Genomic DNA, 26,865 nt, shown 5'->3' with positions numbered 1-26,865 from the left:
ATCCTGCTCTTACGGGAGGCGGCCCGGACGCCCTGGCTCCGCGTCCGGGCCGCCGTTGTCGCGCGGTTCCCTTTCGCTACTGCTAGCCCTGGTCCTCCGGCGCGGTTCGACATCGACGCCGAGCTGATTCCAGGATTTCGAGTACGTCCGTCATGGGCAGGTAGTGCACGGCGCACTCCGGGCACGCATAGACGTTGACGCCGGGGCCCGACGGAGCGTTGATGGCAACGGTCGCGCGAGAGGCATACAAGGGGCTTGGCGTGGGGGTGATGGACCTCGGTCCCTGACTTTGCTCCTGCGCGGGCGGGCATGGGGTCCCGGCTGGCTCAAGAGTCCCGCCGTACTCGTCAAGGACTCACATGCGCTCGGCCTTCTTCGCCGTTCTGGTCGTCCAGGACCGGTAGGCCCATCGGGCCAGTGCGCCCACGGCAAGGGACACGAGGATGGCGCCCCAGTCGATGACGTGCGGCAGCCCTGGGAAGAAGGCGAAGAAGGTGAGAGTCGCGACAAGGCCCACCAGGAAGGCGGCGATCCCGGCCTGCCGTCGCCGTGTCTCCCTCGCCTGGTCCGGGGCGGTCCCTGTCTGCTGCTCGGTCATGAGCGAACTCACTTCGTGATGTGGTGGCACTGGCTCATGCGCCGCACCCCGGTGACGTAGAGGGGGCGCTTGCCTTGCCATAACGAGGCAGCGTTTGTGGGTGGTTGTTCCGCATGTGGTCGATCTTGCACTCGGGGTGGGTCTTGCCGCGTGACGTGCGGTAGGTCCTGGCTTTCGTGTCGATCGGTACAGGCGTTGGCCATGGCGGGGTCGTCACAGGTCGGGCAGTTGTGACGGTCTACCGCCAATGCGGCCTAGCCGGGGGGCGAGTTCCGTGGTGGCACCTCTCGGAAGTGCCTCGTACAACACGCCGGTTGCGAGAGCACTTTTGCGAGCCCCATGCCAGGCGCCACGTCGCGGCGAGGGCCGACCTGTGTGCTCAGGTGGGCTGGCGGAGTGCGCTGACCAGTGTGCGTGGGTCGTCGGCGTGTAAGCGGATGGTGTGGGCCTCTTCCGTTGCGCCGAGCGGGCGGGCGAACGGAAGTGACCGGTTCAGCTCCAGGGTCACCGAGTTCTGGCTGCCCACGATCAGGTCGAGGACCCCGTCCTCGGAGAGCGTGATCAGGCCGCCCACGGGATATCGCCGGTCGACCCGGACCGAGGCGACCGCGTCCGGCGGTACGGCGAGATCGAAGAGGGCTCCGTAGCGGATCCGCAGAGAACCGTCAGGGCGTACGACGTGCGGTCGGGTGACGCAGGCGGCATGCAGGGCCAGTACGAGGACAACGCCGTACAGGTCGAGTATCAGGATCGCCCGGTGGACCGCCGGCCATGGGATGAGGAAGGCCAGGCCCACCGTCTCGATGACCGTCACGAAGAGCAGTCCGTACATCATCGCGGTCTGGGGCCCGGTGTACGCGGCAGCGAGGTCCCCGGGGCGCACCCCGTGCGTGCGGCGCCGGACTCATCGCCCCAGAGAGGCGATGGCGCGCGGCCGCGCTCCGTGAGTCAGTTCGGGGGCCTGTGCCAGCAGTGCGGCGAGGGCGGGTGAGACGGGCCCGGTAGCGCCGGGCGGCTCCGCGAGCAGGGCGCCGAGTCGGCAGCGGCGCTCCCTGATGTCGGCCTCCTGGCGGGCCAGGTCGGCGTCGAGTTCTTTCAGTATCTCGGTCAGTTCGCGTCCGGCATCGTCGGCGAGGGCGTCGCGCACTTCATCGAGGCTGAGGCCGAGTTCGGTGAGCCGGCGCACCCGGGCGAGCAGGACGGCGTCGCGGACGCTGTAGGCCCGGTAGCCGTTGGGGAGCCGCTCCGGCTCTGGAAGCAGGCCGACATGGTGGTAGTGCCGGATCGCCCGGGTAGTGAGCCCCACGAGCGCGGCGATCTCTCCGATTCGCATGCCGTCAGTAGACGCCCTGCCGTTGCGTCAAGGTCAAGCGCTGAAGAGTTCGTCGAATGCGGGCAGTTCAAGCGTGGCTGCACACCGGAATCTGTTCCGTCCGGTCGCTGGCGGAGCCTGCTGCTCGGCGTGCCCTGCCCTGCCGCTGTTCCTCGGTTGAGGGAGGTCTACCGCCGGGCGGAAGCGACTGGCCAGGTCTTCTCCTCCAAGACCCTGATGCGGGCTTCCTTCAGCGCCCATGCATAGTGCCGCCACCCCTTGCCCATGACCCACAGGCCGACGGTTGCAAGCACTGCACCTCCGCCTACCGCCCCCACCCGGGCGGTAGTGCTCACGTCTCCCGTGAAGGTAGCGAGCATCATGACTGTGCCGAACATGAGCGGAGCGATGGAAGCGAGCATCCAGGTCATCGCTCCCGCGGACATGAAGACCAGATAGCGGCGCCCGTTCACGGGAACGGTCTCCTGCCAGGGCTGTCCGGCGCGCATCAGGTCCCAGGTGGAGGCTGCTGGCGGACCCGGGAGAATCTGTGAGGGAAGTGATCGAGCCGTCGGCTGCCGGTCGAGTGCCGTCCACTCCTCAAGCAGCCGCTGGGCAACTCGGCCTCGACGCGTCACACGCACGAACACCAGGACAGCTGCGGCCTCGGCGAGCAATAGGGCGACCATCAGAGCGACGGCCACCCCCAGTTCCATCCCCTCGGGTTCATTGAGGCTCAGATACCAGCCGATCACGGCCAACGCCATGAGCCAGCCGCCGGCGATCCCTGCTGTGGCCAGGCCGGTCCACAGCAGGTCGCGCAGCGCGAAACTGTGCCGTTCGAGAACCTTGATCGCCGCGGCTCGGTCGGCCAGGAGCCTGGCACGGTCGAACCAGGTCAGGTTCTCCGGGGCCGGCGGAAGATCCGGCCTCCTTCCGGGCTTCATGACTACGCCCCTCCCTCGGCAACATCGACTTCGTCGAGCAATGTTGACCCACCGGCGATCACGGCCGTCGTGCCGGTCGGCCACTGACTGCTCACGTCGATGTCTGAGGCACCGTTGACGGCGGGTACGGCGGTGGTGCGGGGAGGCGGCGTCGGCGGCTTCCCACCCAGAACGCGCCCGTCGTGGTGGCGAGGAGGAGCGTAGCTTCGACTCCGGAGGAGACGTACGTGTTGAAGACGCTTGGCGCTGAGCGCTGAGGCCGGACCTCGCCTTCTGGGTCTTCGAGGACGGCGAGGCGGTCTCCCAGAGTGAGGTCCGCGCAGTCGTCCAGCGGCCGGGAAACCCTACTCCCGTCTCCCGCGCGCTGCAGGGTGCACAGAGCCTGTCGTTTGGTCCGCTCCGTGACCTTGACCACCGTCACCTCGGTCCAGCGACCCCGTGCGTCCAGTACGTCGGCGGTGTGGCCCCACCACCACCCCGTGGCGGTGAGCAGGCCGGCCGCCACTGCGTAGAGGAGCGTGAGGTACCAGGCTCTGCCGAAGTAGTTGACTTCGGTGAGCACGACCAGCAGGCCCAGCACCACCACCCCCAGCAGGACGTACGCCGGCCAGCTGTCCGCACGTACGACCAACAGCGCCAACCGCAACGCGAAGGGAAGCGCGCAGGCCAGCAGCCCCAGAACGAGGCCGGTCAACGCCATGGCGATAGGGGACGCCATGCGCTCGCGCTGTGTGAGCCTGCTGCTCAGAGTGTGCGCCGCCATGGGCGCTTCATCGCTGATCACAGTTCTGCTGTCACCCATGCAACGGCGGTGGTGACGACGGAGGTGGGGGCGGCGGCACGAGACCACGCAGGGGCGCGAACTGTTCCGCAGTCTGCAATTCTCGAAGCCTGCGTACACCACGGACGGCGGATCGGACCACGCAGGCAGTGAAGATGAGGTTCGTTCCTGCTGCCAGCCAGGTCCATAGAGCGACGTTGGGGGTGGTGTTGCTGGGCTGCACCTCGCCCTCGGGGTCCACGAAGAGGCGAATGGACTCGCCGACGTCGGCGCCGCGGCAGCCGCCGATCGGCCCTTCGCTCACGCTGCCGTCGGGGAAGCGCACCTTGCACGTCGATTCGCTTCTGGTCTGGGACCTCTCGACAACCACCAGGTCGACGGGGCGGCCACGCTCGGCCAGGGCCCGGTCCTGATCGATGAACATCCCGAACACGATAAGCGCGAAGGTGGCGAAGAGAAACGGAGCCATCAGCCAGAGCCGCTGGTCCGTATTCACCGCGATAAACCAGAGCAGACCGAGCGCGAGCAGGATGCCCGGCAAGACCAGCCACTGACTGATCACAGTGGAGATCATGGCTCCCGTCAGGACGGCGAATGCACCGCTCAGGGCATAGAGCCTGCGAGGAGGCATGCCCAGCTCCAGCCGTGACAGCCAGGCAGGTGGGCGCGTGGTGTCGAGGCCCCGTCGCCGCTTCACTTCCATGGGCGCAACCGCGGTGGGGCCGCCGGGGGCGGGGGCGGAGGCGGAGTGGATGGCGGCGACGACATCAGAAGTTCCATGGCCTGCTGCTCCCGCTGCCTGCGCACACCACGGGCCGCCGCGCTCACGACGCACATCTCCTGTGTCAGGAATAGAGCGAGGGTCGCAAACGCCATGACCGAAAGAATGAAGAATGTCGGAATCCATCTACTGTGTTGCGCATTTATCGCAATGAACCACAGGAGGGCTGCAGTCAGCAGTAGGCCCGGCAGGAAGAGCCAGCGGCTGATAATCGCGGATGTCATCAAGCCGACAACGAAGGCGAATGCCGCCATGGTGGCATAGAACTTCTTTGGGGCGGTCCTTCGCTCGATCTGGGCCAGCCAGCCCGGGGTCTTGAAGGCCACGGCGTGCTCGTCGATGAACGCCACGAGCGCGTGTGTGGCCGGTTGAGCTCGGTCGCGAAGAAAGGCGCCGCGGCCTTGAAGTCGTCGTTGGCCCGCTTCGGCTCGGCCGCCGACTCCCCGCTCGTCATGCCCGGACGGGTACCGGCGCCGATCTGGTTCTGCCGCACCCACTTGCGCAGCGTCCCGGTTGTGCCGGCGCCCAGCCTCTGGGCGACTGCCGGGTGCTGGGAAGGACGTGCCATAACTCGATCCTCTCAAACGATCGAGTCCTATCGAACACGGCACGGTTCACTGACACCCGCCGCGGGGCGTGGTGACTGCGGCGTCTTTGTCACCTTGCCGGTCTCGCGCCTACGCCGGCCCTGATGCCCCCTGCGCCCAGACGGCTCGCAATTGGCAGATCCGGGCCACCAAACCCCCACATATCACCGCCCCAAGCCGCCCAAATCTGCCAATTATCGCGCCGCATTGACGCCCAGCCGATTCAGGAACGACGATGCCCAGCCTCCCCCCCCGCCCACTCCGCGAGAAGTCCCCGCCGCCCCACCCGCGCCGCCAAGCTGTCCCCGCCCCGTAGGAGGGAGCCGTAGCCCGTGGCGGCCCACACGCTCTGGTCCGCCGGGAGTTCGAAGTAGGGGATCGGGGTGCCGGACGGGGAGGTGGTGGTCAGGACTTCTGGGGCGCGGTGGGTGCGGAGGGCGTGGGTGCAGGGGGTGCAGGAGGCGATGGGGGTTTTGTCGCGGCGGCCGAGGGGGCGCCAGGTGGTGCGGTGGGTTGCGCGGCCGTGCAGGGGGTTGAAGAAGCAGAGGGGGAGGGGGGACGGGGTGGTGGCGGTTAGGGCGTCTCGGCCTTCCGTTACCAGGGCGAGGACTCCGGCCAGGTCCGGGAGGGTTCCGGCCGTGTCCAGGACCGCGGACGCTGCCGCGTAGGCGTCCAGGGCCCGTTGGAGGCCGGGGGTGGTTGCGGTGTCTGCCGACCGGGCCGCCTCGCCCAGGGCCAGCACCTCCGCTTCCGCCCGGCGGCGCAGGGCCGCCTCGTCCGCGGCGCGGGCCGCGGCGAAGACCGCTTGGGGGTGGGCGAAGGGGGAGCGGGGCGGCGGGGCCTTGCGGCGGCGACGGCGTACGACGAGGACAAGCAGGGTGCCCAGCGCCGATGCCGCTATGGCCCATCCCCATCCCCATCCCCGTTGCTGCCAAGGGGTTCCCGCCTTGTCCCCCGGCGCGTCGCTGTCCGTGGCCGGCTCCCGCAGGTCGCTGGTCGCCTCCTCGTACGCCGCCGTGCCGTCGCCCTCGGCCACCAGTTCAACGGCCTTCGCGGTGCGGGCGGCCAGGCCCGCGTGGCGGAGTTCGTCCATGAAGCCGACCGCTGCCACCGCGTCGCGGGTCTGGTGGGTGTCGGCGGGCCATTCGTAGCCGTTGAGGGAGGCGGTGTAGCTGCCGTCGGTGGTGATGAGGATCAGTTCGCGTTGGGGGAGGCGGTCGCGGAGGACCGCGGCGAGGGTGTCCGCCTCGCCGTCGAAGGCGTCGCCCTTCGTCAGCGGCGTCAGCACCACCTTGATGGGGAGGTCGGTCTTCTCGATCTGCCGTACCAGGCGCCGCCGTTCGGCCGGGGGGACGGCGGAGGCGTAGGCGTCGTCGACGTAGACCGGTGTCGTGGCCAGGGCCTGCGCGATGTGCTCGCCGGGGCTGGGGGTGGCGGCTGCCGCCGTCGACACGGGGAGCAGCAGGGCCGTCACCACGGCGGCGAGCAGGTGGCGGCTACGGGACATACGTCCTCTCCTTCACCTTCTCGATCAGCCGGCGGATGCCTTCGGGGACGGCGGTCAGTAGTTCGTCCGCCTCCTCGTACGGCACGCGTGCGCCGGAGGCGGAGGCGGAGGCGGAGGCGGGCAGGGTCAGTACCAGCGTGTGGACGGTGCGCGGTGCCGTGGTCGCCGTGTCGCGGCAGCGGGCGCAGATGTGGAGCTGGCGCCTGTGCCCGTCCCCGGCGGTCAGGCGCACGTGGTGGCGGCCGACCGCGGGGCCGTGCAGCGGGTTGACCGCGCAGCAGCGGTTGTACGCCTTGCCCGCGGCGGCGGCACGGCCCGCGCGGGCGAGGAGGGTGACCGCGAGCAGGGCGTACGGGGCGGCGTCGTCGATGCCGTCGGCGTCGCCGTCGAGGAGCAGCATCGCCGCGTCCAGGCAGTCGCCGGGGCGTCTGTCGCCGGGCTTCTCGGGGTCGAAGTCGGCCAGTAGCGCGCGGAGTTCGGTACGGGCCGCGGTACGCAGGTACGGCGTGGACGGCTCCGTCGGGGAGATCTCCGGCAGCGTCTCCGTGGCGGGGGGCTCCGGGCGGCGGCGCCGCAGCACCCTGCGGGTGATCTCCAGCGCGCCCGCCACCACCCCGAGCAGCAGGCCTGCCGCCAGGGTGCCCATGAACAGCCCCGGCCAGAAGTCGTCCGCGGCGAACAGCGGTGTCAGGTCGTCCTCGGTGACGGGGTTGTCCACCGGGTACGGGGCACCGGGCGTCGTCGGTTCGTCCGTGCGGTCGGTGTCGTCGACGATCGTCATCAGGGCGTCGAGTCGTTCGCCCAGGAGGTGGTCCTGTGCTGCGCGGGACATCTCGTCGCCGTACTCGATCGACTCGGGGAGGTCGTAGAGGAGGCTGTAAGTGTCGAGGTGCAGGCCGTAGTTGAAGGCGTCGATGTAGCCGTCCAGGGGGTCCGCGACGATGTACAGCCCGTCCTTGCCCACCTTGTCGTGGAGCGCGTACGCGAAGTTCTCCTCGTCGCCCTTCGACTCGTCCGACCACAACTGCGGTACGACGGCCACGAACACCGGGCCGCCGCCCTCGGACGCCTCGAACGCGCGGATACGGCTGTGCAGTTGCTTGAGTTGAGCCGCGTCCAGGGTCTGAGGGCTCTCCGGGTCCGTATATACCGGGTCCTTGGACAGGCCCTCCGCGACCCGGTCGAGACGGGCGTTGAGGTCGATCGCCCGGGGTGGCGGGGACGCGCTCGACGTCGTCTGGTCGAAGGCGGCGCTCGCGGTCAGGGCCACCAGGGCGGCGGCGGCCGCTGCGATCGCCGGGAGCCGCCAACGCGGGCTCGGCTTCGCAGGTTTGCGCGGTGCGCCCGGCAGGCGGCGCCGCCATCGTCGTACATATGGGGCTGTCAGCAGGATCGACAGCGGTACGCCGGTGAGGAGCATGCCTGTGAGGAGCGACTGGTTCTGGCGGTCGCTCGGGCCGATGTACAGGTCGGGTGGTTCGTCGTCGGCGTACCTCTCGCGCGCCGCGGCCGCCCTCGCGGCGGCTGCTTCCGGGCCCTCGGCCACGGCTTCGACGAAGCGCTCGAAGCTGCGCAACGGGCCTGCGTCGTAGGGGAGTTCGTAGCGGGAGACGGTGACCGCGTCGTCGGCCGGTGCGGTTACGCCGTAGGCCGTGGCGGCCTCGACCGTCGACTCGTCGATCAGTACGTACAGGCCGTCCCGGCCGAGCCGGTCGTGCACCGCGCCGAGCAGGCCCTCGCCGGCCGCGGCCTGGCTGGGCAGGACGAGGACGTACGTCGGTACGCCCGTGCCCGTGCCCCTGGCCAGGCGGGCGAAGTCGCGCGCCGTGGACTTCGGGACCTCGCGCGGGAGTTGGTCGGTGACGTAGACCGGGCTGACGCGCAGTTGGTCGGCGAGGTAGGCGGCCTGGGTGGTCGCATGGGCCGGGGTGAGCGCGGCGGCGACGGCTGTGAAGAGGGCGGTCAGGGCGCAGAGGGCGAGGAGTATGCGTGCGGCGGCAGGAGGGTGCAGTGCCTTGTCCGCGCCTTGCCTGCCGTATGCGTCCCGTGTCGTCATTCCCTGCACCCCGTCGACTGCCGTCACCCGCGGAACTGTACTGACGGGGGGAGAAGATCAGGCCTCGGGCTCCGTGAACAGGTCGTCGGCGGTGGTCGCCGTCACGGCCCGGGTGAGCCAGGTGCGCAGCTCGTCCAGGTCGGTGCAGGAGGCGATCCGCTCGCGCGCGGCGTCCGGCACCTCGATGCCGCGCGTGTCGAGGATCAGGAGGACGTCCTCGGCGCGGCCCTCGGCGCGGCCCTCCGCGCGCAGGCGCTGGGACGTCTCGGAGCGGAAGAAGGAGAGGTCCACGGACATCAGTTGCCTCCAGGTCTCGGCGGCCAGGGCTGCACCAGGGCAGGGGTCGTCGGATTCTTGGCGTGCGGGGTGACGCTGGGTGGGGCATCGCAAGGTGGGCTGGCATATGCCGTTGGTTCACTCGTTGGCGTGAAGGGGGATCGGCTCGGCTTGGTGTTCTGGGTCACTCTGCCTCTGTGGGCGAATCGTGCAGGGGGCGTGGTCGGCGTGTGAGGGCGTCGGACGGCGAGCGGGGCGCCGTAGTGGGAGGGGTTCGCGCGCGCACAGAAGGGGGTGTGTTCAGCCGGGTGACCAGCGCTTCTCGTTGCGGACGGGTAACAGTCCCGTCCCTGATTCGCATGGGGCCGGACGTGCCTTGAGGGGCTTATGGGCGGCTGATACGGTGCCATGGCTTGACACTCGCCCCGGCGCTGGCTACCCGCCGAAGACGCGAAGGGGAGGCCGCGAAGGCGGGCGAAGTGTCCGGAATTGCAGAGCATGCAGAGTATTTGGCAGATAACTTCTTGGGTGTACGGGGAGCGGTTGCGTGAAGATCCAAGAGCGTACGGGGGCGGGCTCGGGACGTGCGGCCGCTCCGGCTCAGCCGTCGGTCGGCGACCGGCTTCCCACCCCTCCTCGCGAGCGCAAACCCGCCCTGGCCGCGCTGGCCGTGCTGCTCATCCTGGTCGGCGCGCTGGGCGCGACGATGCTCGTGCTTCAGGCCGGGGACCGTGTTGAGGTCGTCCAGGTGACAAAGGACATCCAGGCCGGTGAGCCGGTCGGCAACAACGTCGCGTCCGTGCTGGTGGCCGAGGACGACAGCATCAACTACGTCAAGTGGAGCCAGCTGGCCACGCTCAAGACCCTCAAGGCCAAGTCCACGATCTACGCGGGCACCGTCGTCATCGGTGACATGTTCGCCGACAAGGTGGGTGTCACCGAGGGCAAGGCCACCGTGGGCCTCTCCCTCAAGGCCGGCCAGTACCCGACCGGGCTCAAGGCGGGCGACACCGTCGCCGCCTACCGCGTCGGGGCCAACGGCTCCAAGACCGACAGCGACGGCTCCTCCTCCGGTGGCGGCGCCATCGTCGACCAGGCCACCGTCGCCTACGTACCGGACGGCAACGGCGGCGAACTCGTCGGCAGTAGCAACCTGGCTGTCACCCTGACCGTCGACGCCGACGCGGCCGCCGCCCTCGCCCAGGCCGCGGCCGTCGGTGAAGTGGCCCTCGTGGCCGTCCCCCGCAGCAACTAGAAGGCGAACCCAAACCCATGGCGCTCATCGCTCTCGCCGCCGACAAGGGTTCCCCCGGCGTCACCACCGCGGCCGTCGCGCTCTCGGCGGTCTGGCCGCGCCGCGTCCTGCTCGCCGAGACGGACCCGGCGGGCGGCGACCTCGTCTACCGCAGTGCCGCGGCGCACGGCGGGCCGCTGAACCCGAACACCGGCATGCTGTCCATAGCCGCCACCGCCCGGCGCGGCCTCGTCCCGGATCAACTGTGGGACCACGTCCAGCCGTTGAGCGGTGGGCTCGAAGTGCTCGTCGGGCTCGGTGTCGCCGAGCAGGCGGCCGGGCTCGCGGGGCTGTGGCCCACGCTCGGGCACGCCTTCTCCGCGCTCGCCGACTCGCCCCACGCGCCCGCCGACGTCATCGCCGACTGCGGCCGCATCAGCGGGGACACCCCGGCGGTGGAGCTGTTCCCGCACGCCGCGCTGGTGCTGCTGGTCAGCCGTACCGAGCCGGAGGCCATCGCCCGCGTACGGGACCGGGCCGCCGCCCTGGCCACCAAGCTGCACGGCGGCCCGCGCGGCGCCGCGAGCCTCGCCACCCCGCTGATCGGTGTCGTCCTCGTCGCCGACCCGAACAACGCCGGCAAGATCGCGGGCCAGGTCAACGACATGCTCGTGCACGCGCAGACCGGCGCCCGGGTCGTGGGCACCATCGCCGACGACCCGGCCGGCGCCGACCAGCTCGCGGGCCGCAAGCGCGGACGCCTCGACAAGTCGCTGCTGATCCGCTCGGCCCGCAAGGTCGCGGCCGACGTCTACCAGCAGTACGGCGCGGCCTGGGCCCACCAGGCCCAGATGAACGGCCAGCCCGGATGAGCACGGTCGATCACCAGCTGGTCAAGCGGTTCCGGCAGGACGCCGGCGACCGCATCGCCGAGCAGCGCCGCCTGGACCAGGTCAGCGGTGTCACTCCGATGTCCAGCGAGGACGAGCGGCAGTACGCCCGTGCCGTCATCGCGCAGATACTGGAGGAGTACGCCCGCACCGAGATCAACGCCGGGCGTACTCCGCTGGACGCCGAGACCGAGGAGCAGTACGCGGCCGCCGTGCACGCCGCGCTGTTCGGCGTCGGGCGCCTTCAGCCGCTCCTCGACGACCCCGAGGTCGAGAACATCGACATCAACGGGTGCGACCAGGTCTTCGTCGGGTACTCCGACGGGCGGGAGGTCAAGGGTGATCCCGTCGCCGAGACCGACGAAGAGCTGATCGAGCTCATTCAGGTCCTCGGCGCGTATTCCGGTCTGTCCTCCCGGCCCTTCGACTCCGCCAACCCGCAGCTCGACCTGCGGCTGCCGGACGGTTCGCGGCTGTCGGCCGTCATGGACGTCGCCCGGCGGCCCGCCCTGTCCATCCGTCGCGCGCGCATGGGCAAGGTCTTCATCTCCGACCTCGTGGGCAACGGCACGCTGACCCCGGAGGTCGGCCACTTCCTCGCCTGCGCGGTCCGCGCCCGCAAGAACATCATGATCGCGGGCGCCACCAACGCCGGTAAGACGACGCTGCTCAGGGCGCTCGCCAACGAGATCCCCGGGCACGAGCGGCTCATCACCGTCGAGCGTGCCCTGGAGCTCGGGCTCGACCAGTTCCCCGAACTCCACCCCAACGTCGTGGCGTTCGAGGAGCGGCTGCCCAACTCCGAGGGCCAGGGCATGATCTCCATGGCGGAGCTGGTGCGCCGGTCGCTGCGTATGAACCCCTCCCGCGTCATCGTCGGTGAGGTGCTCGGCGACGAGATCGTGACCATGCTCAACGCGATGTCGCAGGGCAACGACGGCTCGCTGTCCACGATCCACGCCAACAGCTCCAGCGAGGTCTTCAACCGTATTTCCACCTACGCGCTGCAGGCGAGCGAGCGACTGCCCATCGAGGCCAGCCAGATGCTGATCGCGGGCGCGGTGAACTTCGTCGTCTTCATCCAGCGGCGCAACAACTACCAGAGCGGCGGCCGCCTCCAGCGCATGGTCACCTCCATCCGCGAGGTCAACGGCGTCGACGGCCGGGTGCTGTCCAGCGAGGTGTTCGCCGAGGCACCCGACGGCCGCGTCGTGCCGCACGCCCCGCTCGCCTGCCTGGAGGACCTGATGGCGCACGGATACCGGCCCGCCGGAACGTGGGGGTGAGCACATGAGTGAACTCGGCTCCCTGGGTGGTCTCTTCTCCACCACCGTCCTGTACGCGCTCGCCTGCGGTGTCGCCGTCGGCGGCGGACTCGCGCTGCTCCTGATCGCCGTACGCGGACTGCCCGCCAAGCCCGAGCACGAGAAGCAGAAGTCCAGCGAGCGGATGAACGAGCTGGTCCGGTTCGCCGGTCAGCGCGGATCGCTCGCCGCGGGCGTGGGACTGGTCGTCCTGCTGCTCACCCGCTGGGTGGTGCTCGGCATCGCGGCCGGGATCCTCGTGTTCTTCTGGGACCGGTTGTTCGGCGGTGCCGCCGAGGAACGGGCCGCCATGAAGCGCGTCGAGGCCCTCGCCTCCTGGACGGAGTCGCTGCGCGACACCATCGCCGGCGCGGTCGGCCTGGAGCAGGCCATCCCGGCGTCCGCGCGCGCCGCGGCCCCGGTGCTGCGGCCGCACCTGGACGCGCTCGTCGACCGGCTGCGCGCCCGTACCCCGCTGCCCGAAGCGCTCCAGCAGCTCGCCGACGAGATCGACGACGCCTCCGCCGACATCATCGTCGCCGCCCTCATCCTCAACGCCCGCCTGCGCGGCCCCGGTCTGCGGCAGGTGCTCGGCGCGCTCGCCAAGTCGGCGCGCGAAGAGGTCGACATGCGGCAGCGCGTGATGGCCCAACGGGCGTCCACCCGGCGCTCGGTGCAGATCGTCGTCGCGGTGTCCGTCGCCTTCGTCCTCGGACTGTCCATCTTCAACCGCGAGTTCGTCGAACCCTACGGCGACCCGGTCGGCCAGCTCGTCCTCGCCTGCGTGTGCGGCCTGTTCGCGCTCGGCTTCCTGTGGCTGCGCAAGCTGTCCACCATCGAGACGCCCGAACGCTTCCTGGTCCGCGACGAGGCCTCCGTCCAGTTCGTGCGTCCTCGTACGTCGTCGGCGGCAGCGGGCGGACAGCAAGGGCAGCAGGCGCATCCGCAGCAGTCGCCGTTCCAGCCGGAGGAGGGGACACGACGATGAGCGAAGTGACCATGCCGATCGTCGTCGGGGCGGTCTTCGGACTCGGCATCTACGCCCTGGTCCGCGCCCTGATGCCGACCAAGCGCAGCGCCGTCGCGCAGGTCGCGCGGATCGACGCGATGCGGGCCCGCGGTGCGGCCTACGAGTCGGCGCGCACCACGCAGAACTCGGACGGCCGGTTCTCCTCCACGCGCGCCGAAGTCGGCCGCCGTGTCGCCGAGTTCTACCTTCAGCAGGGGTGGGAGCAGCGCTCGCTGCGCGCCGACCTCGCCGTGCTGGAGCGCAGCTGGGAGAACTTCCTGGCGACGAAGGTGCTGCTGGGCGTCGCCGGTCTGTTCTTCGGGCCGTTCCTCTTCGCCGTCGTCTGGACCCTCGGCTTCGGCAGCAGCCCGATCATCCCGGTCTGGCTGGCGCTGCTGTTCGCGGTCCTCTTCTTCTTCCTCCCCGATGTGGAGGTACGGCGGGACGCGGCCGAGAAGCGGCGCGACCTGCGGCGCGTGATCGGCGCCTACCTGGACCTGGTGTCGATGAGCCTGGCCGGCGGACGCGGTCTGCCCGAGGCGCTGATGGCGGCGGCGGAGGTCTCCGACGGCTGGGCCAACCAGCGCATCCGCAGCGCCCTCGCCGACGCCCGCATCACCGGCATCAGCCAGTGGCAGGCGCTGGGGTCGCTCGGCGAGGAGCTGGGCGTGGAGGAGTTGAAGGACCTGTCGGCCTCCCTCGCCCTGGTCGCCGACGACGGCGCCAAGGTCCGCGAGTCGCTCGCCTCCCGCGCCGAGACCATGCGGCACCGCGAACTCGCCGAGATCGAGGGCAGCGCGGGCGAGAAGTCCCAGTCGATGCTCGTCGCGCAGCTGCTGCTGTGCGCCGGCTTCCTGGTGTTCCTGATCTATCCGGCGGCCATGCGCGTGTTCCAGGTCTGATGACCATCCCATTTCTTCGAGAGGACAACTGGCCATGAACCAGCGGAACTTCAACACCGGTATCCCGGCAGTGGACTTCCTGGTCACCTTCCTTCAGGCGCGCGTGCAGCGCGCCCGCTCCGGCGAGCTGGACCGCGGTGCCTCCGCCGTCGAGTGGGTCATCATCTCCGCGGTCGTCGTGGCGATCGTGGGCGTGGTGGCCGCGATCATCAACGCGGCGCTGGAGAAGGGCGCGGACAACGTCAAGAACTGCATTGAGGGCGCCAGCGCGTCCGGCACCTGCTGAGCACGGTCACGGGGGTGCAGCGACGTATGGAGGCATGGGTACGCCGTCGGCGGGAGGCGGTCTCGGCGCGCGGTGACTCCGGCATGACCGCGATCGAGTTCGTGCTGCTCACCCCCGTCCTCTTCTTCATGATCTTCGCCACCGTGCAGTTCGCGCTGTACTTCTTCGCCGACCACGTGGCCCAGGCGGCCGCCCAGGCCGGCGCCCGCAAGGCCCGCGCCACGGCGGACGCCCAGCCGGGCGGGTGGCGGGGCGAGGCCCGTACGGTCGTCAACAGTTACATCGACCAACTGGGCCCGGCGCTGGTGCTCTCGCCGAACGTGACGATGCTCCAGCCGGAGCAGAACACGGTCGGCGTGGAGATCACGGCCAAGGTGCCGTCGGTCTTCCCGGGCCTGAACCTCACGGTGCACGCGCAGTCGGCGGGGCCGGTGGAGCGGTTTGTGCCGGAGGGGGAGAACTAGATGCGTTCGCTTCGCGGCGACGGTCGCGGCTTGTCCGCCGTGGACGGTGACCGTGGTCTGTCCGCCACGGCCGATGATCGCGGCTTGTCCGCCATGACCGACGATCGGGGCCTGTCCACCGTGGAAGTGGTCATCCTCGCCCCGGTGATGATGCTGTTCATCCTGGTGCTGGTGGCCTTCGGCCAACTCGTCGACGGACGCGGCGCGTTGGACGGCGCCGCACGTGACGCGGCGCGCGCGGGCTCCATCCAGAAGGACCACGCCACGGCGATGGCCGAGGCCCGCAAGGCGGCCGCCGCGAACCTGGTGGGCGTGTGCGCGGGCCCGGTGACGGTGACCCAGACCAGCACCGGCTTCGACCCGGAGGTCGACCCCCTGTTCTCCGTGCAGGTCAGCTGCCGGGTACGCGGCCTGGCGACGCTCGGCCTGGACATCGACCCCACGATGGACGCCTCCTTCAGCTCACCCCTGGACCCCTTCCGGAGGTCGGCGTGAGACTGTGGCTCGCGGGCCTGCGCGCCCGTATGGACGACCGCGGCTCGGGCGCCGGCGCCGTGATCATCTTCGCGCTGGTCTTCCTCTCCCTCGCGGCCTTCGTCATCGACGGCGGCCTGTCCATCTCCCAGCGCGAACGGGCCGCCGACATCGCCGAACAGGCCGCCCGCTACGCCGCCCAGGACATCGACCGCGAGGCCCTCTACGACAACGAGGGCGGCCCCGCCCCGATCAACTACGAGAACTGCGACGCCCGCGTGAAGGCCTTCGCCGCCGAGATGGACATGTCCGGCGCGGACATCGCCGCCACCCACTGCGTCGTCGCCGCCGTCGACCAGGTGCAGGTCGAGGTGCAACTGACGTACTCCCCGGTCTTCACCGGCATGTTCTACGGCGGTGACGTCATCGTCCGCGGCCAGGCGGTGGCGGAGAACGAGGTGGGCTGAGGCCATGCGCACGGAGGGGACCCATGGGTGACCAAGAGGCGGACATAACCCGTATCAAGGAGTGTGCCAGGGCGCTGAAGCGGATCAAGGACACCTTCGCGGAGCGCGCCAACCCGGCCGAGGGCTACGGCGTCGAGGACATCGGCTCGCAGAAGATCCTGGACGCCTTCGACGAGTTCGGCAGCAACTGGAAGATCCATCGCAAGAAACTCACGGAGGAGCTGGAGAAGCTCCACACGATCACGAAGACCGCGGCGGACTCGTACGAGACCCTCGACCACGAACTGGCCGAGGCGCTGCGCCGCGCGGACAAGGAAGCCGGAGGCAAGAAGTGACATCCCGTCCCGCCGGCCACCGCTGGGCCGTTGTCGACGAGTCCTCCGACCCGGTCCCGGGTGACCCGGAGCAGGTGGCCCGGCTCGGACGCCAGTTGCGCAAGACCGCCGAGGCCATCGAGAAGGAGGCCCGCGAGATCAAGGAGCTGGCCTCCGTCGAGAACTGGAAGAGCAAGACCGCCACGGAGTTCCGCGAGGCCGCCGAAGGCGCGGGCGACAAGCTGCGCAGGGCGTTCAAGCGGTACGACGAGGCGGCCAACGCCCTGGGCACGCAGGTGCGGGAGGGGGTGTGCAGCAACGAGTACGCCTCGGAGCTGCACCGCGCCCAGCAGATGGCCGACCAGGCGCTGCGCGACGCCGAGCAGGCCGAGGAGAACCGCGGCGCTGCCCAGCGCTCGCTCGACGGGCAGCCCGACGACACTCCGAAGGACGACCCGGACAGCAAGAAGTACAAGCGGCAGAAGGAGCAGGCGGCCTCCGCCCTGTCGGCGGCGAAGGAGGCGGTGCAGGCCGCCAAGGGCATCCGGGACCGCGCCGCGAAGCTGGCCGCGGACGCCATCCACGACGTCATCGAGGGCGACGGGCTCAAGGACGGCTGGAAGGACAAGTTCGACAACTGGGTCCACGAGAACTCCGGTTGGCTCAAGGAGATCTCCAAATGGGCGGGGCGTATCGCCCTGTGGGCCGGTGTCGCGGCCCTCGCCCTCGGCTGGATTCCCGTCATCGGGCAGGTCATCGCGGTGGTCGCCAACGCGATCGCGCTGGCGGCCGGCATCGTCGCGCTCGCCGTCGACCTGGTCCTCGCGATCGGCGGCGAGGGCAGCTGGAAGTCGGTGTTCCTGGACGCCGTCGGTGTCGCCACCTTCGGCCTCGGGCGGGCGGCCATGGCGGGCGCCAAGGGAGCCGCCGCCGGTGCCAAGGCGCTGGCCCGCAGCAACCTGTACAAGCAGGCGGTGGCGGCGGGGGCCAAGGCCAACAAGGCGTGGAAGATCGCCAACCGTGCCGTTCCGGGCGCGGCCCGCGGCAAGGGCGCGGCGCAGGCGGTGGCGGGCATGCCCAAGGGGAAGGTCTTCACCTGGAGCAACCTCAAGGAGGGCTTCAGCCCGGTCTCCATGTACCGGGATACCGTCGACGGCGTGAAAACGATCGGCAACGCCTTCTCCAAGCAGGGATGGCGGGACGGCCTCAAGAGCATGGCGCCCCCGAGCTCCGGGTCCGCCCTCGACCCCGACCTGGCCCGCGCGGCCGCCGAGCTCAACGCCCTCCCGGCGGCGGCGAGGACGGCCCCCGAGGTCAGCACCGCCATCAACAGCTTCACCGGCCAGAGCCAGGTCTGGACGGGCCTGACGGCCACGGGTGTCGTGGCGGGCGCGGAAGGCGCGTACAGTGCCGTGACCTCGACGTACGACCAGGTCACCCGGTGATCCCCGAGCCCGCGCTCAGGCCGCGCGGCGCCCGCGGTCCCGGAGTCGAGCTGTGCCACACCGCCCGGCTCTTCGTCGACGGCGGTGATCTCGTCCTGCGTACCCGCGGCCGGACGGTCCGCCATCCGGTGGGCGCGGCGGGGATCGCGCGTGCCGTCTTCGTCGACGCCGCCGGCGAGGACGCGGAGCGCATGGGACCGACGATTCCCGGCTCCTGGGGGCAGATCCAGTTCCAGGACCGGGACGGGGCGCTGATCGGGTCGTTCGACGTCGAGGACTGGCTGCCTGAGTCGCCTGTTCTGCCCAAGAGGGCGGTGCGGGGCGAGGAACTGCTGCGCGTCACCGGCATCACGGATCTGCTGAAAGCGGCGGGGATTCCGCTGCATCGCGTGCAGGACAGGGATGATCCGCTGGTCGCGGCGGGGAGCCGTACGGCAGGGGGAGGCTCCTTCAGGCCGGGCGGGTCTCTTGGGTCGGGCAGGTCCCTCGGGCCGGGCGGGGACTTCCCCTCCTGGTACTGGTGGACGCGGCTTGTGGCCGGGGGTGTCTGGTTCGCCGCGATCTCGGTGGTCATCCTGTCCGGTTCCCGGTCCCCTTGGCTCATCCTCCTGGCCGCGATCGCGGCCTTCGTCGGGCCCGTGGCACGGCTGGTCCTGCGCGCCCGTACCCGGACGCGCCTGCGGCGCCACGACCCCGTGGTGCGCGCGCGGATCGAGGCCGCTCCCGCGCCCGGGTCGGGTGCGACCGTGCGGTTCTGCCGGGACACCGGGATCCGGGTGCAGGACCGCGATCTCGTCCTGTGCTTCGTGGGCGGGCAGGAGTGCTGGTTCCCGCTGGCCGGCCCGCATGCCCTCACCTCCCTGGTCCTGGTCCGCGATCGGGCCGGGGCGGCGACCGGTGTCGAGATCTGCGGTCCCGGCGGGCACGTACGCGCGGTGCTGCCCTGGCCCCTGTGGTTCGGCGGCCCGGGGGGCGCGGAGGGATGGTCCCGGCTGCGCGGCGCGACCGGGCTCACGGTGTCCGAGCGGCGCCTGAGCGGGCGTACGCCCTGGCCCAAGCAGCAGGTGCTGGGAGCCCAGCCGCTGCCGGAGTCGGGCCGGGCCGCCCGTCGTACGGCGCGCTTCCCGTCCACGATCGCCGGACTGTCGTCCACGGCGGTCATGGCCCTGGGCGCGTTCTTCTCGGTGTCCCTCGGGCTGAGCATCGAGGACGCCCACCCGGCCGCCGGGACGACCGCGATCACCCTGGGCGCCCTCGGCGGATTCCTTCAGGCGACCCCGTACGCGGTCCACCAGCTGCGCAGCCGCCTCCACCTCGACCGTCCGGCCCCGGAACAGAACGCCACGGAGCACGCCGTATGACCAGCGCCCAGGAAACCGACGTCCCCGGCGACTACCGCCTCCTGCTCCCCGAGGGCTGGTTCCGTGTCGACCTCGACCCCGACCGGCGTGACCGGTCGATCAACGCGCTCGTGGAGCGCCAGTTCCACGGCATCGACAACGCCCCCCATCTGAAGGACGAGTTCCGCGAGGACCTGCGGCGCCGCGCGGCCAAGGCCCACCGCAGCGGTGGCATCGAGCTCTACCTCAGCCTGCAGGAGGTGGGACCCTTCACCATCCCCGCCTCGCTGCTGGTCACGCTCGCCCCCCTGCAACGCCCCGAGCCCCTGCCGTTGGAGGCCCTGGTACGGGCGCTGGCGGAGGACGGCGCGGGGACGGTCGGCATCGAGAACCTGCCGGCCGGGCCCGCGGTCCGGGTACGGAAACTGGTCCCGCAGGGCAGCGGCCAAGAAGGCCCGGCGAGCGCCCCGCACAACTCGGTCACCGTGGAGTACCACCTCCCCGTCCCCGGCACGACGGCGTTCCTGCTGCTCACCTTCTCCACCCCGCTGGAGCCCATCGCGGACGCGATGGCGGAACTCTTCGACGCGATCGCCGGGTCACTCACATGGCAGGAGTGAGGGCTGAGGCGTGGAGGACCCCGGGGGCGCGCCGCCCGGTGCGGTGCGTACGAGCAGAACCTGTTCCAGCGACGGAGTGGCTGATGGAGTGGCTATGGACATGACGGACGACCTCTCTGACCTCGGCCTGGAGTGCTCCGAGGACTGGGTGCCGTTCCCGGTCCCGGGCAGCGTGGACCTGGACTACTGGGCCGGGTCCCAGGCGCAGGAGCTGGTGGAGCGGTATGAGCGGGACGGTCAGCGTGGGGATGCCCGACGCCTGACCCGTGACCTCAAGCGGGCCGCGGCCGACTGCCAGAAGCGGGACCCCTTGGGCGCCTTCGGCCTGTACCTCAGCGGCCACAACACCGCGGCGGCGGTCCTCGAACTCGACGCCATCCACCCGGACGACACCTTCCCCGAGGTCACGCTGGGGTGGCTGGCCGAGCACATGACGGCGAGGGACTTCGGCGAACCGGACGTCCGCGAGGTCCGCCTGCCCCTGGGCGAGGCGGTCCGCATCCGCCAGAACCTCCTGGAGGAGAAGAAGCGCCTCTTCGGCGAACGCCAGGTGATCCACACCCTGTTCTACGGCGTCCGGCCGCAGCACATGAGTACGGCGATCACGATGATGGTGTCGTGGACGGAGGCGGTGCTGGACGAGCCGCTGGAGCAGATGGCGGACGGCATCGCGAAGACGCTGACGGTGTGACGGCTGCGGGGGCCTGACCCGCGGCTCCGCTGCCGGGCCTCGGATGCCGACGGTCCGCTACGGCGTAACAGGATCCCGACGGTCCGCTACGGCGTCCCAGGATCCCGGGGGTCCGCTACGGCGTCCCAGGATCCCGCGGGACCCGGCCGTAGCTGAGTTCCGCCTCGCCCGCCTCCGCCCCGAGGAGGCCGAGGGCTTTGCGTCGCCGGTATCCGGTGACCGTGCCCTTCCACGCGCCGACCGTGATCGCGGCCGCGGAGAGGACGGCCAGTTCGCGCTCCGGGCTCAGGCCCGAGGGGCGGCTGAGCCGGGCCCCGGTCTCGCCCGTCGGGTCGGCGAAGACGAGGAGGTGGTCGCCGGGCCGGTGATCGCAGTTGCTCAGGGTCGTGGTCAGGGAGTCGCCTCCCAGCTCCCGCAGCGTGCAGTTCGGGGTGCCGCGCCCGGAGGGCTCGGTCCTGGACACGACGACGGTGTCCACCCAGTACCCGCGTTCGAGGAGGGTGGCGGTGTCGAGGGTCACGGCCACGCCGAAGGGCAGGTACATGCCGCCGAGCAGGACGAGGACGAGGGCGCCGCGCCTGCTGCCGTAGTGGGCGAGCTCGGGGAGCAGGACGACCAGCAGCATCAGGCCCGCCAGGGCCATGAGCGGCCAGAACAGCCTCTGCCCCTGCTCGCCGGGCAGCCACAGCACGCTCATCGGGGGCAGCCAGACCAGCACGCTGAGCGCCACCGCCGTCGACACGACGGCGGGCAGTGGGAGGGCGGGGACGCGGCGCGTGAGGCGGGCGCTGAGCCGGTGCGGGGCGCGCGGGGTCTTCCGGTTCGGGTGCAGCAGCCGCATGCGTTGCCGGTAGTCGGCGAGGTGCAGGGCGGGGCTGCCGCTACTTGCCACCGCCACCCTTGTCCCCCTTGTCTCCCTTCCCACCCCGCTTGTCCTCGGTCTTCATCGCGTCGTTGACCTGCTTGGTCAGTTCGTCGTCGAGCTTCTTGAACTCGCGGACCACGGCGTCGGACATGCTCGCTAGGGCGTCGAGCTGCTGGCCGATGTCCTCGCGGCCGTCCTCCCAGTTGGACTCGAAGTCGTCGAGGGCGTTGTTGACGGTGCCGTCGCCGATGTCGTCCTCGTAGGACTGGAACATCTTCTTGGTGTGGTTCATGCGCTCCTTGATGGAACGCAGTCGCCGCCCGAAGTCCTCCAGCTCGGTCAGCGGCAGCGAGAGGTCGCTCTTGCCCTTGCCCATGTGCTCGTCCCCCGACCGGTACTCGTAGGCTGATCGGCACGGTACATCGCACGCAGGGGGAAGGTCGACGTCATGGCCCGCTACATGGAGGCGCTCGCCGTCGAGCGCGGAGGGTTCCGGATCAAGGTGCCGGAGTCGTGGTGGGAGTTCGACGTCCGGCCGGAGTCCCGGGACGACTCGATCCGCCGGATGGTGAACGAGCGGGTCGCGGGCCACCCCGAACTGGCCAAGCACCGCGACGTCTACACGGACTTCCTCCGCAAGGCCGCCGCCGACGCCTGGAAGTCCGGCGCCCTGTACTGCGGCTGCATGGCCGAGAGCTTCGGCGGCGACACCCCGATCACCGGCTCGGTGACGGTGTCCCTGGTCGGTGGCCGCTCGGCCTCCGGCGAGCCCCTCTCGACGGACCCCGCGGTCATGGCGGGCCAACTCGCCGTCAAGGAGGCCAAGAAGGAGGGCGACTCCTGGCGCAAGGTGACGACGGTCGACATCCCGGGCGTGGGCCCGGCGGCCCGCACGTACGGCATCGAGGACATCGCCGTACCCGACGACGCCCTCAAGCGCACGATCCGCGCCGTGCTGATGCAGACCTTCATCCCGGTGCCGGGGCAGGAGGGAAAGGTCGCGCTGGTGGCGGGCAGCAGCCAGGTGCTGGACCTCGCCGACTCCTTCTTCGACATCTTCGACGCGATCACCTCGACGTTCCGCTTCGCGGAGTAGCCGGTCGGCCGCGACGAGGGGATGACCTTCGCGTCGAACGTCCGTGCCCTGTATGTTCACGCGTGCATACGGTTGTTGGTGATGCGCACGTGACGGGGGTTGCGGTATGGCGGGCTATCGGCCCACGGACTGGCATGTCCTGGACCTGGACAAGGACCCGGTACCGGGCGATCCGCAGCAGGTCCGCCAACTCGCCAAGAAACTCCACGACTTCGCCGACGACGTGTCGGGCGCTTTGCGTCTGGTCAAGGGCATGGCGGGGGAGTCGACGCTTGCGGAGTGGGCGGGCAAGTCGGCCGAGGTCTTCAAGGAGGACTTCGCCGACGTCCCGAAGAACCTGCGCAAGCTGAAGACGTCGTACGAGCTGTGCGGCGACGCGCTGGCCGATTACTGGCCGAAGCTGGAGCGGGCGCAGTCGTTGGCGGACCGGGCGCTGGCCAAGGGGCGGGAGGCGCGGTCGGACCTGACCGCGGCCAAGTCCCGTCTGTCCAAGGCCGATTCGTGGGTGACGCGGGCCTCGAAGGAGGCCGACAAGTACAAGGACGACCCCACGGGCAGCAAGTCCACCGAGAAGCCGGACGAGGCGAAGGTCCGGGCCGCGACGCGGGACGCGCAGCAGGCGGAGACCGCGCAGGCGAACGCGAAGGCGGACGTCTCCAGCGCCCAGAGCGCGCTGGACGCGGCGAAGAAGATGGCCGAGGACGCGCGCAAGATGCGCGAGGAGGCGGCCCGGACGGCGAAGTCGAAGATCGACGAAGCCTCGGACGCGGGCATCCAGAACCGGTCGTGGTGGGAGGAGATCGGGGACTGGTTCGTCGACAACTGGGACACGATCGTCGCCGTGTGCAAGGTGGTCGTGGCGGTGGTCGGCATCGTCGCGATGATCATCGGGGGGCCGATCCTGGCGGCGATCGTGCTGGTGGCGGCGCTCGTGGTGCTTGCCGACACGCTCTATAAATACTCACAGGGACGGGCGTCTTTGTGGGATGTGGCGTTCGCGGCGCTGGACTGCATACCCGGCATGAAGGGGCTGACCACCCTCGGCGGACTCGCCAAGGGGCTCAAGGCGCTGGGCAAGACGGGCCTCAAGGGCATGGCCCTCGGCGTCAAAGGGCTCGGCAGGAGCGCCCGCTCGCTCGGTCGGCAGATGAAGAACCTCATCACCCGCGGTGACCCGGTCGACATGGCCACGGGCGAACTGGTCATGTCGGCCACCGACGTCTCGCTGGACGGCATACTCCCGCTGGTTCTCGAACGCCACCACCGCACGGGTGTCCGCAGCGGCCGCCTGCTGGGCCGCAACTGGACCTGCACCCTCGACCAGCGGCTCCTCCCCTACGCCGGCGGAGTACGGCTGGTGGTGGAGGACGGCATGGTCCTGCACTATCCGGTCCCGGAACCGGACATCTCGCTGCTGCCGGTGGAGGGCCCGGAATGGCCGATGCGGTGGGACGGCAGTCCTGACGGCGAGATCACGGTCCACCGTGCGGACACCGGCCGGATCCTCCATTTCCGCCGCCTGCCCGGCCGCTCCGCGGCGGAGCTGCCGCTATCCGCGATCACCGACCGCCACGGCAACAGGATCACCGTCGAGCACCGGGCCGACGGCACCCCTTCCGCCGTACTCCACCACGGCGGCTACCGCCTCGGAGTGCACTGCGAGGACGGCCGCATGACGGCCCTGACTCTGGACAGCCACCCCGAGAGCCCTACTCTGATCCGCTACGGCTACGACGAGCACGGCCGTCTGGCGCGGATCCGCAACTCCTCGGGCCGCCCGCTGCTGTTCACCTACGACGACCGGCACCGCCTGACCCGCTGGGAGGACCGCAACGGCTACTGGTACACCTTCGACTACGACGACGCCGACCGCTGCGTCGGCGGCCGGGGCGCGGACGGCCGCCTCGCCTGCCGTTTCGTCTACGACGAGGAGGCACACCGGACCCTCGCCGTCGACTCGCTCGGCAACACGACCACGCTTCAATTCAACGATGCCTACCAACTGGTGGCCGAGACCGACCCGCTGGGCCACACCGTCCGCCAGGAATGGGATCATCGCGACCGGCTGCTCAGCCGCACCGACGCCCTCGGCCGCAGCCTGCGTCTGGAATGGGACGCTCGCGGCAACCTGACCGCAGCGACCCTGCCCGACGGAACCCACTCCACCGCCCGCCACAACGACGCGGGCCTCCTGGTGGAACTGGTCGACTACGACGGTTCCGTACGACGCCAGGACTGGGACGAGCGGGGCAACTGCGTCTCCGTGACCGCCCCGGACGGCGCCGTCACCGTATTCACCCATGACAGCACGGGCGCCCTGACCTCGTTGACCGATGCCTCCGGGGCCGTGCACCGCTGGGACAACAACGCCGCCGGACAGCCGACGACGGCGACCGATCCGCTCGCCGCCACGACTCGGTACACCTACGACCCCTTCGGCCGCGCCGTCACGGTGGTCGACCCGCTGGGCGCGACGACCGTCATGTCCTGGACCCCGGAGGGCCTCCTCGCCTCGCGCACCGCCCCGGACGGTGGCACGGAGACCTGGTCGTACGACCCCGAGGGTAACTGCGTCCGCCACACCGACCCCCTGGGCCGCGAGCACCGGCTTACCTACGGCGGCTTCGACCTCTTGGCCTCCCGGACGACGCCGGACGGAGCGCGCCACACCTACACGTACGACACCGAACTGCGCCCGCTGACCGTCACCGGCCCGCAGGGGCTGACCTGGGAGTACACCTACGACCCGGTCGGCAACCTCGTCTCGGAGACGGACTTCGACGGCCGGACCGTCGCGTACACCCACGATGCCGCGGGTCAACTGCTCAGCCGAACCAATCCGTTGGGCCAGACCGTGGCGTTCACCTACGACGCCGTGGGCAACCAGACGGTCAAGACCGTCGACGGCCGGACCACCACCTACGTCCACGACCACGCGGGACGCCTTCTGCGGGCCGAGGGCCCCGACGCCACGCTCACGTACACCTACGACCGGGCAGGCCGGGTCACCGCGGAGGTGATCGACACCCGGGCCCTGCTCACGGACTACGACTCCGTCGGCCGGCCCCTCCGCCGGGTCACCCCGTCCGGAGTCGTCACCACCTACGCGTACGACGCCTCGGGCAACCGCACCGCCCTCGCCGCCGCCGGGCGGACGCTCACCTCCGCCCACGACCCGCTCGGCCGTGAGACCACCCGCCGACTCGGCGCGGCCGGGCCTGCCCTGACCCACGCCTGGGACGGCGCGGGGCGCCTGACCGCCCAGACCCTCACCGGCCCCGGCGCCCGGGACATCCTCAAGCGCCAGGTCTACACCTACCGGCCCGACGGCAATCTGGCCCGCGTAGACGACCCGGCCACCGGCCGCCGCACGTTCGACCTGGACCCCATGGGCCGGGTCACGGCCGTCCACGCGCCCGGTCGCACCGAGTCGTACGCCCACGACCCGGCGGGCAACCAGACCCGCGCGACCTGGCCGGACGGCCACCCCGATCCGGAGGCGCGCGGGGAACGCACGTACGCGGGCCACCGGGTGACCCGGGCGGGAGCGGTCCGCTACACCTACGACGCCGCGGGCCGGTTGGTCGAGCGGCGCAGGACGCGGCTGTCGCGCAAGCCGGACGTCTGGCGCTACACCTGGGACGCCGAGGACCGCCTGACCTCGGTCGCCACACCCGACGGCACCCGCTGGCGCTATCTCTACGACCCGCTGGGCCGCCGCATCGCCAAGCAGCGGCTGGCCGCGGACAGCGAGACGGTCGTGGAGGAGACCCGCTTCTCGTGGGACGGCTCCGACCTGGTCGAGCAGACCACCGGACGCCCCGGGGAGCCGGAGGAGACCACGCTCACCTGGGAGCGGGACGGCGTGCACCCGGTCACCCAGACCGAGCGCACGACCTTGGCGGACGCCCCGCAGACGGTGATCGACGAGCGCTTCTTCGCCATCGTCACGGATCTCGTCGGCACCCCGACCGAGCTGGTCACGGAGTCGGGCGAGATCGCCTGGCGCGCCGACGCCACGCTGTGGGGGCTGACCGCAGGGGACCCCGGCGCGGATGCTCGGACGCCGTTGCGCTTCCCAGGGCAGTACGACGACCCCGAGACGGGCCTGCACTACAACCTGTTCCGCTACTACGACCCGCTGACCGCGGCCTACATCTCCCCGGACCCCCTCGGCCTGGCCGCGGGCCCCCACGACCGCCTGTACGTGCTCAATCCGCTGCACTGGATCGATTACCTCGGCCTGCTCACCTGTCGGCAGAACGCCCGGCGGCTGCGCAGGAACATGCGGCTGGAAGGGCGCCCGGTCGGGCCGGGCCAGGCCGCGGCGCACATCGTGCCGTCCGGCGGGACGACCGGGCACTGGGCGCCGGGGTCGCGCAGCCGTCAGCTGCTGGACCGCTACAACGTCGACATCAACGACGCGGCCAACGGTATCCCGCTCGGGCACCCGAGCCCGCACAACTTCACCCACCGTCAGCCGTTCCTCCAGCGGGTCAACCAGCACCTGGACGCGCTCGTCCAGGACCGGGTCGCCCGAGGGTTCGGTGATCGGGCGATCCGCACCGAACTCCGCAGGGAGTTGCGCGCCATCGGTCGGCAGGTCGAAGCTGAGCTCG

Annotated in this window: 26 protein-coding genes and 2 pseudogenes; 16 read left to right on the top strand and 12 right to left on the bottom strand. The window is 70.6% G+C overall.

The window, feature by feature from the left end; all coding sequences use genetic code 11:
* Window positions 1-355 precede the first annotated feature (355 nt).
* The 10 genes and pseudogenes from ICC28_RS29295 to ICC28_RS29250 all read right to left on the bottom strand — a co-directional run bounded on the left by ICC28_RS29295 (window position 356) and on the right by ICC28_RS29250 (window position 8,866).
* Window positions 356-598 carry a hypothetical protein gene (locus tag ICC28_RS29295; protein WP_188291756.1) on the bottom strand — a complete coding sequence of 81 codons (243 nt, stop codon included), beginning with the start codon at window positions 596-598 and terminating at the stop codon, window positions 356-358.
* A 379-nt stretch (window positions 599-977) separates the two neighbouring features.
* Window positions 978-1,529, bottom strand: a pseudogene (locus ICC28_RS29290) (hypothetical protein); the annotation flags it as partial.
* 21 nt (window positions 1,530-1,550) lie between these two features.
* A pseudogene (locus ICC28_RS29285) lies at window positions 1,551-1,931 on the bottom strand (MerR family transcriptional regulator); the annotation flags it as partial.
* Between the two features lie 167 nt (window positions 1,932-2,098).
* Window positions 2,099-2,857 (bottom strand): hypothetical protein, encoded by a 759-nt coding sequence (locus tag ICC28_RS29280; protein ID WP_188291755.1) that lies wholly within the window; start codon window positions 2,855-2,857, stop codon window positions 2,099-2,101.
* Between the two features lie 91 nt (window positions 2,858-2,948).
* Window positions 2,949-3,620 (bottom strand): hypothetical protein, encoded by a 672-nt coding sequence (locus ICC28_RS29275; RefSeq protein WP_188291754.1) that lies wholly within the window; start codon window positions 3,618-3,620, stop codon window positions 2,949-2,951.
* Between the two features lie 31 nt (window positions 3,621-3,651).
* Complete coding sequence (locus ICC28_RS29270; RefSeq protein ID WP_188291753.1) at window positions 3,652-4,341, bottom strand: hypothetical protein; 690 nt, start codon at window positions 4,339-4,341, stop codon at window positions 3,652-3,654.
* Entirely contained in the window at window positions 4,332-4,769 is a 438-nt protein-coding gene (locus ICC28_RS29265; RefSeq protein ID WP_188291752.1) for a hypothetical protein, read from the bottom strand. The genes ICC28_RS29270 and ICC28_RS29265 overlap by 10 nt, the downstream gene beginning before the upstream one ends.
* A gap of 460 nt (window positions 4,770-5,229) precedes the next feature.
* Entirely contained in the window at window positions 5,230-6,513 is a 1,284-nt protein-coding gene (locus tag ICC28_RS29260; RefSeq protein WP_188291751.1) for a hypothetical protein, read from the bottom strand.
* The gene (locus ICC28_RS29255) at window positions 6,503-8,596 is read right to left on the bottom strand and encodes a hypothetical protein (RefSeq protein WP_317454119.1); all 2,094 of its coding nucleotides are present in this window, start codon (window positions 8,594-8,596) and stop codon (window positions 6,503-6,505) included. The genes ICC28_RS29260 and ICC28_RS29255 overlap by 11 nt, the downstream gene beginning before the upstream one ends.
* 30 nt (window positions 8,597-8,626) lie before the next feature.
* The gene (locus tag ICC28_RS29250; RefSeq protein ID WP_188291750.1) at window positions 8,627-8,866 is read right to left on the bottom strand and encodes a hypothetical protein; all 240 of its coding nucleotides are present in this window, start codon (window positions 8,864-8,866) and stop codon (window positions 8,627-8,629) included.
* A gap of 526 nt (window positions 8,867-9,392) precedes the next feature.
* Between ICC28_RS29250 and ICC28_RS29245 the strand changes: the two genes are divergently transcribed.
* The 14 genes from ICC28_RS29245 to ICC28_RS29180 all read left to right on the top strand — a co-directional run bounded on the left by ICC28_RS29245 (window position 9,393) and on the right by ICC28_RS29180 (window position 20,285).
* Window positions 9,393-10,100: a hypothetical protein gene (locus tag ICC28_RS29245; RefSeq protein ID WP_188291749.1), complete on the top strand. Its 708-nt coding sequence runs from the start codon at window positions 9,393-9,395 to the stop codon at window positions 10,098-10,100.
* Window positions 10,101-10,117: 17 nt separating this feature from the next.
* Window positions 10,118-10,951 (top strand): hypothetical protein, encoded by an 834-nt coding sequence (locus ICC28_RS29240; protein ID WP_188291748.1) that lies wholly within the window; start codon window positions 10,118-10,120, stop codon window positions 10,949-10,951.
* Window positions 10,948-12,255: a CpaF family protein gene (locus ICC28_RS29235; protein WP_188291747.1), complete on the top strand. Its 1,308-nt coding sequence runs from the start codon at window positions 10,948-10,950 to the stop codon at window positions 12,253-12,255. Before ICC28_RS29240 ends, ICC28_RS29235 begins: the two co-directional genes overlap by 4 nt.
* Before the next feature lie 4 nt (window positions 12,256-12,259).
* On the top strand, window positions 12,260-13,261 hold the full coding sequence (locus tag ICC28_RS29230; protein WP_188291746.1) for a type II secretion system F family protein: 1,002 nt from the start codon (window positions 12,260-12,262) through the stop codon (window positions 13,259-13,261).
* Window positions 13,258-14,184 carry a type II secretion system F family protein gene (locus tag ICC28_RS29225; RefSeq protein WP_188291745.1) on the top strand — a complete coding sequence of 309 codons (927 nt, stop codon included), beginning with the start codon at window positions 13,258-13,260 and terminating at the stop codon, window positions 14,182-14,184. Before ICC28_RS29230 ends, ICC28_RS29225 begins: the two co-directional genes overlap by 4 nt.
* A 34-nt stretch (window positions 14,185-14,218) precedes the next feature.
* Complete coding sequence (locus tag ICC28_RS29220; protein WP_188291744.1) at window positions 14,219-14,470, top strand: hypothetical protein; 252 nt, start codon at window positions 14,219-14,221, stop codon at window positions 14,468-14,470.
* A 26-nt stretch (window positions 14,471-14,496) separates the two neighbouring features.
* Window positions 14,497-14,934 carry a TadE family protein gene (locus ICC28_RS29215; RefSeq protein WP_188291875.1) on the top strand — a complete coding sequence of 146 codons (438 nt, stop codon included), beginning with the start codon at window positions 14,497-14,499 and terminating at the stop codon, window positions 14,932-14,934.
* Between the two features lie 93 nt (window positions 14,935-15,027).
* Window positions 15,028-15,429 carry a TadE/TadG family type IV pilus assembly protein gene (locus ICC28_RS29210; RefSeq protein ID WP_188291874.1) on the top strand — a complete coding sequence of 134 codons (402 nt, stop codon included), beginning with the start codon at window positions 15,028-15,030 and terminating at the stop codon, window positions 15,427-15,429.
* A gap of 29 nt (window positions 15,430-15,458) precedes the next feature.
* Complete coding sequence (locus ICC28_RS29205; RefSeq protein ID WP_188291873.1) at window positions 15,459-15,875, top strand: Tad domain-containing protein; 417 nt, start codon at window positions 15,459-15,461, stop codon at window positions 15,873-15,875.
* Window positions 15,876-15,898: 23 nt separating this feature from the next.
* The gene (locus tag ICC28_RS29200) at window positions 15,899-16,210 is read left to right on the top strand and encodes a hypothetical protein (protein WP_188291743.1); all 312 of its coding nucleotides are present in this window, start codon (window positions 15,899-15,901) and stop codon (window positions 16,208-16,210) included.
* Window positions 16,207-17,634, top strand: a complete 1,428-nt coding sequence (locus tag ICC28_RS29195) for a hypothetical protein (protein WP_188291742.1) — start codon at window positions 16,207-16,209, stop codon at window positions 17,632-17,634. Before ICC28_RS29200 ends, ICC28_RS29195 begins: the two co-directional genes overlap by 4 nt.
* Complete coding sequence (locus ICC28_RS29190; RefSeq protein ID WP_317454118.1) at window positions 17,631-18,995, top strand: hypothetical protein; 1,365 nt, start codon at window positions 17,631-17,633, stop codon at window positions 18,993-18,995. The genes ICC28_RS29195 and ICC28_RS29190 overlap by 4 nt, the downstream gene beginning before the upstream one ends.
* Entirely contained in the window at window positions 18,992-19,594 is a 603-nt protein-coding gene (locus ICC28_RS29185) for a hypothetical protein (RefSeq protein ID WP_188291741.1), read from the top strand. The genes ICC28_RS29190 and ICC28_RS29185 overlap by 4 nt, the downstream gene beginning before the upstream one ends.
* A 100-nt stretch (window positions 19,595-19,694) precedes the next feature.
* On the top strand, window positions 19,695-20,285 hold the full coding sequence (locus ICC28_RS29180; protein WP_188291740.1) for a hypothetical protein: 591 nt from the start codon (window positions 19,695-19,697) through the stop codon (window positions 20,283-20,285).
* Between the two features lie 115 nt (window positions 20,286-20,400).
* Here ICC28_RS29180 and ICC28_RS29175 read toward each other — a convergent pair whose 3' ends face one another.
* Entirely contained in the window at window positions 20,401-21,183 is a 783-nt protein-coding gene (locus ICC28_RS29175; RefSeq protein WP_188291739.1) for a hypothetical protein, read from the bottom strand.
* Window positions 21,167-21,526 carry a hypothetical protein gene (locus tag ICC28_RS29170; protein WP_188291738.1) on the bottom strand — a complete coding sequence of 120 codons (360 nt, stop codon included), beginning with the start codon at window positions 21,524-21,526 and terminating at the stop codon, window positions 21,167-21,169. Before ICC28_RS29170 ends, ICC28_RS29175 begins: the two co-directional genes overlap by 17 nt.
* Before the next feature lie 72 nt (window positions 21,527-21,598).
* Between ICC28_RS29170 and ICC28_RS29165 the strand changes: the two genes are divergently transcribed.
* Window positions 21,599-22,246 carry a hypothetical protein gene (locus tag ICC28_RS29165; RefSeq protein ID WP_188291737.1) on the top strand — a complete coding sequence of 216 codons (648 nt, stop codon included), beginning with the start codon at window positions 21,599-21,601 and terminating at the stop codon, window positions 22,244-22,246.
* Window positions 22,247-22,352: 106 nt separating this feature from the next.
* The coding region (locus tag ICC28_RS29160; RefSeq protein WP_188291736.1) for a DUF6531 domain-containing protein at window positions 22,353-26,865 on the top strand (4,513 nt) is incomplete at its 3' end.

The sequence above is a fragment of the Streptomyces sp. TRM68416 genome (assembly GCF_014596915.1).
GTDB lineage: Bacteria > Actinomycetota > Actinomycetes > Streptomycetales > Streptomycetaceae > Streptomyces.
The sequence above is the reverse complement of the archived record's forward strand: the minus strand, read 5'-3'. Positions and strand labels throughout refer to the sequence as shown.